The sequence below is a fragment of the Lysinibacillus cavernae genome, from assembly GCF_009724685.1.
Taxonomy (GTDB): Bacteria; Bacillota; Bacilli; order Bacillales_A; family Planococcaceae; genus Lysinibacillus; species Lysinibacillus cavernae.
Map to the genome: position 1 here is coordinate 1 of NZ_WMEF01000025.1, position 5,853 is coordinate 5,853.

Consider the following 5,853-nt stretch of genomic DNA (forward strand, 5'->3'; position numbering starts at 1 on the left):
GGTTAAGACACCGCCCTTTCACGGCGGTAACACGGGTTCGAATCCCGTAGGGGTCATACTAAAAAACAGTAGATGCAATTGTATCTACTGTTTTTTTATTTTCATAGATATAAAGATTACTCTTGATTCAATGCACTTTCATCCATATAAACTACTTCCCAGATGTGTCCATCTACATCTTGGAACCCCCAGCCGTACATAAACCCATGATCTTGAGGGTCACTGTAAGGTTTACCACCAGAGGCTAGTGCCTTATTTACTAATTGATCTACTTGCTCTCGATTTTCAGCAGATAGACATAAAATTGCTTCTGCAGAAGTAGTCGTATCTGCAATTTCCTTCTTACTAAATCCTTTGAATTTTTCTTCGGTCATTATTAATGCGAAGATATTTTCACTAATGATCATAGAAGCGGTCGTTTCATCGCTGAATTGTTGATTGAACTCAAAACCTAACGCATTAAAAAAGTTAATGGACTTGTTTAGATCTTTCACCGGTAAATTAATAAAAATATTTTTTGATTGAAAAGCCATTTACTCTCACCCCCAAATCGACAGTATCATAGAGCATAAAGCTATGTCAATTTCAGCAACAAATGAATTCCTTTTAATGTAATCTGTGATGGTGTATTCATAAATTTCAGGAATTTATGAATACACCTCGTTTTTAGTAAAGATGCATTCTTTGCAACATAAAAAGCAGAAACATTGATTTTACAACATTTCTACTTTTAAACTCTACCTCTTTATCTTCGTGCCAGCATTCTTTCAAGTGAGCTAAGTGCTTCAGCAGTAGTATTTTCATCTACTCGTATACGGTTATGTGGTTGCCCTTGTTCAATACTTTCAAGGCTCCATAGCAAGTGTGGAAGGTCGATTCGATTCATTGTTAGACAAGGACAAAAATTGCTATTTAAGGAGATAATATGTTTATCAGGATACTGCTTAATCATACGATTGACAAGGTTCATTTCTGTTCCAATGGCCCATTCTGATCCACTTGGTGCTCGATTTATTGTATCAATAATGTATTTTGTCGAGCCAGCATCATCTGCTGCTGCAACAACCTCGCGACTACATTCAGGATGAACAATAATGCGCATAGTTGGATGTTCTTTCCGAACAACCTCCGTATGCTGAACTGTAAATCCTTCGTGCACAGAGCAATGACCCTTCCACAGAATAACTTGGATGTTCTCAAGGGGTTGTTGTGTTTCCAGCATATTTTTATGTGGATTCCAAACTGCCATATTTTCAAGTGGAATACCTAAGTCATACGCAGTGTTTCTTCCTAAATGTTGGTCAGGTAAGAAGAAAATACGTTGTTTTTGTGTAAATGCCCATTGAACAAGTTCCTTTGCATTGGATGAAGTTACACAGGCACCACCATGTCTGCCTGTAAAGGCTTTAATGGCAGCAGTTGAATTGACATAGGTTAAAGGGATAATCGTATCACCAAAGAGCTGTTGAAGAATCGGCCATGCTTGTTCAGTTTGATAAATATCTGCCATATCAGCCATCGAACAACCTGCACGCATATCTGGTAAATAGACATGCTGCTGTTTTGTCGTCAACATATCAGCAGTTTCTGCCATAAAATGTACACCACAAAATACGATGTGTTCAGCTTCCTTGTTTGCTGCGGATAATTGAGCTAGCTGTAGAGAATCACCAGTAGCATCAGCAAATTGAATGACTTCATCTTTTTGATAATGATGTCCTGGTATAAATAGCTTAGGCCCTAATTTATCCTTTATTGCTAAAATACGAGATTCCATTTCCTTTACGGATAATTTCCGATAATGCTCCGGAAGTAGTGTCGTTTGCTGTAGTAAACTAGTGATGGACAAGGGTATGGTCTCCTTTCAATTGTACGAGTGCACTAATGTCAAAGGCTTTGACTGAATGTGTGAGTGAACCAAGTGAAATCCACTGAACTCCTGTTTGTGCATAGGTATGCAAGTTTTCAAGTGTGATGCCTCCTGATGCTTCTGTCGCAATAGAAGGGGGAACAAGCGGAAGCCATGCACGTATTTCTTCTGGACTTCGGTTATCAAACATGATGATATCTGCACCAGCTCTAATTGCTTCATCTAGCTGTTCCTTTGTTTCAATCTCAACTTCGATTTTGACGGTATGACCGATTTTCTTTCTAGCGGCTTGAACTGCTTTTGTAATGCTACCAGCAAAGGCAATGTGATTATCCTTTAACATAATTGCATCATATAGGCCATTACGATGATTAAAAGCACCACCGATTCTAACAGCATATTTATCAAGCATACGCAGACCAGGAACTGTTTTACGAGTATCACATATTTTTGCATGTGTACCTGTTGTTTTTTTGACTGCTAAATGAGTCGCTGTAGCAATAGCTGACATACGTTGAATAAGATTTAAAATGACTCGCTCACCCATTAATAATTTTTGTAAAGGGCCATTAATAACAGCAAGAACATCTCCAGATTCTACTGCATCTCCATCTTTTTTATGAAGATATATGTCAATTGATCGATCTAGTAGGAGAAAACCATTCTCAATAATGAGTGCTCCGCAAAAAATTCCGTTTTCTTTTGCATAAAAAGAAAACGAACCTTGCTGTTTGGCTGAAAAGATTAATTCACTCGATAAATCCCCATCTCCTAAATCCTCATTAAAAAATTGCTTGAGCATTTCCTCGAGTTTGATGATATTCATATAATGAGTTCCTCACTTTCATTTGTCCTTGCGTAAATATAATCCACCGATTTGCCCATTGTGCTTCCATTTCAGCATTATCAGTACGAATATGAGCACCACGTGTTTCCGTTCTTGTAATTGCTGCATATGCCATTAATGTTGCAACAACATGCATCATAAAGAGTTCCAACTCGGATTGTTCCAGATCCATTAGATTAACGTGAAGAAGTGATGGCAAGGAAGGTAGTTGTTGAACAAAATACTGCAAATCGTCAATGTTTCTAACAATGCCTAAGAACTGCATCATGTGTTGCTGTAACTGCTGCTTAGTGAATAAAGATGGCATTATATCAGCACATTTGCGGTGGTCAAGTAAGAAATTATTTTGGTGACAGCCTTTTTGAAGGATGGAATGCGCCATTTTTTGACCAAATGTGATCCCTTCTAATAGCGAATTACTTGCCAAACGATTTGCACCATGGACACCTGTGCAGGCAACTTCACCGACTGCATATAAATTGGGTATAGTGGTTCTGCCTTCGTCATCAGCTATAACCCCACCCATTAAAAAATGACTTCCTGGAGCAACAGGAATTATGCCATCTTGTAAATGAACTTGATTGTCATAACAGAGTTGTGCTATTGTTGGAAATTTCGCTTCGAAGTTTTTTATGTTGGAAATATCGATGAACGTTTCCTCACCAGCAGCACGTTTTTTAAATAGGGCAAGTGCAGTAATATGTCTTGGCGCTAAGTCAAGTTGTGCATGTAAGCCTTTCATAATGGGCTGACGTTGTGCATCTACGAAGATACCTCCAGCGCCTCGTACAGCTTCAGAGACTAATCCCTTTGCTTCGTTTTCACACCAAAGCAAGCTAGGATGAAACTGCATAAATTCCATATCACTGATTGCGGCACCTGCACGAAATGCTAAAGCAATGCCATCTCCAGTATTCGTCGGAAAATTAGATGTACTTGAATAGAGTGCTCCTGCACCACCTGTCGCTAAAATAACATGATGAGCCAAATAACGTTTCGTGCCTTTTTCTCCTTTAGTGAGTACACCTATACAATCACCATTTGTGTTCAATAAAAGCTCATAAGCCATTTCATAGCAGTTCACCTTTGTTTTAGGTGCAAGTTTATCAAGCAAGTAATCTATGAAAATTTGACCAGTACGATCACCACCTGCATGTAAAATTCGGTGGTGACTATGTGCCCCCTCGAGTCCTAGAGCTGGTTTTCCATCAACGTGCCGATCAATCGGGAGACCGGTCTTTAAATATTTCTGCATAATTTTAGTGCCATCTTCTATGAGTGTTTCGACATGTCTTTTTTCATGATGATATTCGCCAGCTTTCAATGTATCGGCAATGTGGTGTTCAATATGATCTTCTTCACTTGTAACAGCAGCGATGCCCCCTTGTGCACGATAAGAACTACTCATATAAACAGATGACTTTGTAACAATTTGTATTTGAAAATGTTCCTCAAGTAGTAAAGCAGCTTGAAGTGCAGCAATACCGCTGCCTATTATAAGGACGTCTGTCTTTACATCCATAGTTATACCTTCTTTACAGTTGTCTTGACACCTATCTTTACATAAAATAAAAAAGAAAACAAGACCTTAGAAACTTGAGAGGAAGAAGACGATGATTTATTTGGATTACGCTGCCACAACACCTATGGCTAGGGAAGCTCTTGAGGCATATGTAGAGGTAGCACAGCGTTATTATGGAAATAGTGCAAGTCTACATGATCTAGGAGGACAAGCCCATTATTTCGTCCAGCAGTCAAGAGAGGTTGTAGCTAATGCTCTAGGTGTAAATAGCGATGGCGTTATTTTTACAGGGAGCGGAACGGAAGGAAATATCATGGCCATATTGTCATTAGCGCTAGCTTCTAAAAAAGGGAAGCATATTATTTCATCCCAAGCCGAGCATACGTCTGTACATGCAGCATTAAATACACTTGAAAAAATGGGGTATGTTGTGACAAAACTGCCGTTACAGAAGGATGGTTGTATTGATCTGGAGCAATTACTACAAACAATCAGGGAAGACACTGCTTTAATTACTATTCAGCATGTCAATTCAGAAATTGGTTCCATTCAACCTGTGGAAAACATAATAGAAATGGCAAAAAAATCAGGTGTTTACTACCATGTTGATTGTGTACAATCATTTGGAAAACTAGCCATACCAAGAGGCGTAGATGCGCTCACAATTTCGGCTCATAAAATAGGTGGGCCAAAGGGGTGTGGTGCCGTTTATTTGAATCCCTCACTCCGTGTGCCTGCATTAACACCAGGTGTAACACATGAGAGAGGTTTAAGAGGGGGAACATTAGATACTCCTGCAATTGTTGCCTTTGCAGCAGCGATTGAAAACTATCACTATGAATTGCAGCATTATGAGGCTTTAAGAGAATTTTTTAAAAATAATTTACCTGAAAGATGCCAATTAATAGAATGTAAACAGCATTTGCCTAATATTTGTGGTGTAATGCTGGATAAAGTAGAAGGACAATATGTTCTATTAAAGTTAAATGAGGCAGGAATTTGTATCTCTACGGGTAGTGCATGTGATATTCATAGTGAATCTGGAACGAAGGCAATTTTATCAATGGGTTTTTCTATAGAAGCGGCACGCCAATTTTTTAGAGTATCTTTTGGCCCTTCCACAACATTTGAAAAAATTGCAAGATTGAAAAGAGAGCTTTCAACTATTTACTTAAATGACAAGTGAAGGAGGTGGTTCTATCACCTTCACTTGTTCTGCAATAGATTATAAGCTAAGAAAATATATAAAATAAAATAATTGTTTTCTTTTGAAACAACAATTGCTATAATATTTTGCAGGGCAATATTTTCTCTTACTTAACAAGAATATCTTTATAAAGTAATAATTTCTTTTTTTTATAAAAAAGTATTGCACAATGTGAGAAAACGTTATACAATAATTCTTGTCTTGAAGGACAGGTAAACAACTTCAAAACAAGATACATAAAATAGTCTAGTGATGATGGCAAAGAGGTCACACCCGTTCCCATACCGAACACGGAAGTTAAGCTCTTTAGCGCCGATGGTAGTTGGGGGCTTCCCCCTGTGAGAGTAGGACGTCGCTAGGCATAATACCCAGGAGGATTAGCTCAGCTGGGAGAGCATCTGCCTTAC

5 protein-coding genes and 1 rRNA gene are annotated in these 5,853 nt (G+C 38.5%); 2 read left to right on the top strand and 4 right to left on the bottom strand.

Features of this window, described 5'->3' with window-relative positions; translation table 11 throughout:
* Nucleotides 1–116 precede the first annotated feature (116 nt).
* The 4 genes from GJU32_RS22745 to nadB all read right to left on the bottom strand — a co-directional run bounded on the left by GJU32_RS22745 (nt 117) and on the right by nadB (nt 4,239).
* Nucleotides 117–533 (bottom strand): VOC family protein, encoded by a 417-nt coding sequence (locus GJU32_RS22745; RefSeq protein ID WP_155594154.1) that lies wholly within the window; start codon nt 531–533, stop codon nt 117–119.
* Between the two features lie 212 nt (nt 534–745).
* The gene (gene nadA, locus GJU32_RS22750) at nt 746–1,849 is read right to left on the bottom strand and encodes a quinolinate synthase NadA (RefSeq protein ID WP_155594155.1); all 1,104 of its coding nucleotides are present in this window, start codon (nt 1,847–1,849) and stop codon (nt 746–748) included.
* A complete protein-coding gene (gene nadC, locus GJU32_RS22755) occupies nt 1,836–2,696 on the bottom strand; it encodes a carboxylating nicotinate-nucleotide diphosphorylase (protein ID WP_155594156.1) in 861 nt (286 codons plus the stop codon). The genes nadA and nadC overlap by 14 nt, the downstream gene beginning before the upstream one ends.
* A complete protein-coding gene (nadB, locus tag GJU32_RS22760; RefSeq protein WP_155594157.1) occupies nt 2,653–4,239 on the bottom strand; it encodes an L-aspartate oxidase in 1,587 nt (528 codons plus the stop codon). Before nadB ends, nadC begins: the two co-directional genes overlap by 44 nt.
* Before the next feature lie 91 nt (nt 4,240–4,330).
* Here nadB and GJU32_RS22765 point away from each other — a divergent pair, with 91 nt between their 5' ends.
* A complete protein-coding gene (locus GJU32_RS22765; protein ID WP_196426794.1) occupies nt 4,331–5,425 on the top strand; it encodes a cysteine desulfurase family protein in 1,095 nt (364 codons plus the stop codon).
* A 266-nt stretch (nt 5,426–5,691) separates the two neighbouring features.
* Nucleotides 5,692–5,807, top strand: a 5S ribosomal RNA gene (gene rrf / locus GJU32_RS22770).
* Nucleotides 5,808–5,853 lie beyond the last annotated feature (46 nt).

Coding starts and splice junctions, on each gene's coding strand:
- nadB (WP_155594157.1), bottom strand. CDS start 4,239: ATGGATGTAAAGACAGACGTCCTTATAATAGGCAGCGGTATTGCTGCA.
- GJU32_RS22765 (WP_196426794.1), top strand. CDS start 4,331: ATGATTTATTTGGATTACGCTGCCACAACACCTATGGCTAGGGAAGCT.
- GJU32_RS22745 (WP_155594154.1), bottom strand. CDS start 533: ATGGCTTTTCAATCAAAAAATATTTTTATTAATTTACCGGTGAAAGAT.
- nadC (WP_155594156.1), bottom strand. CDS start 2,696: ATGAATATCATCAAACTCGAGGAAATGCTCAAGCAATTTTTTAATGAG.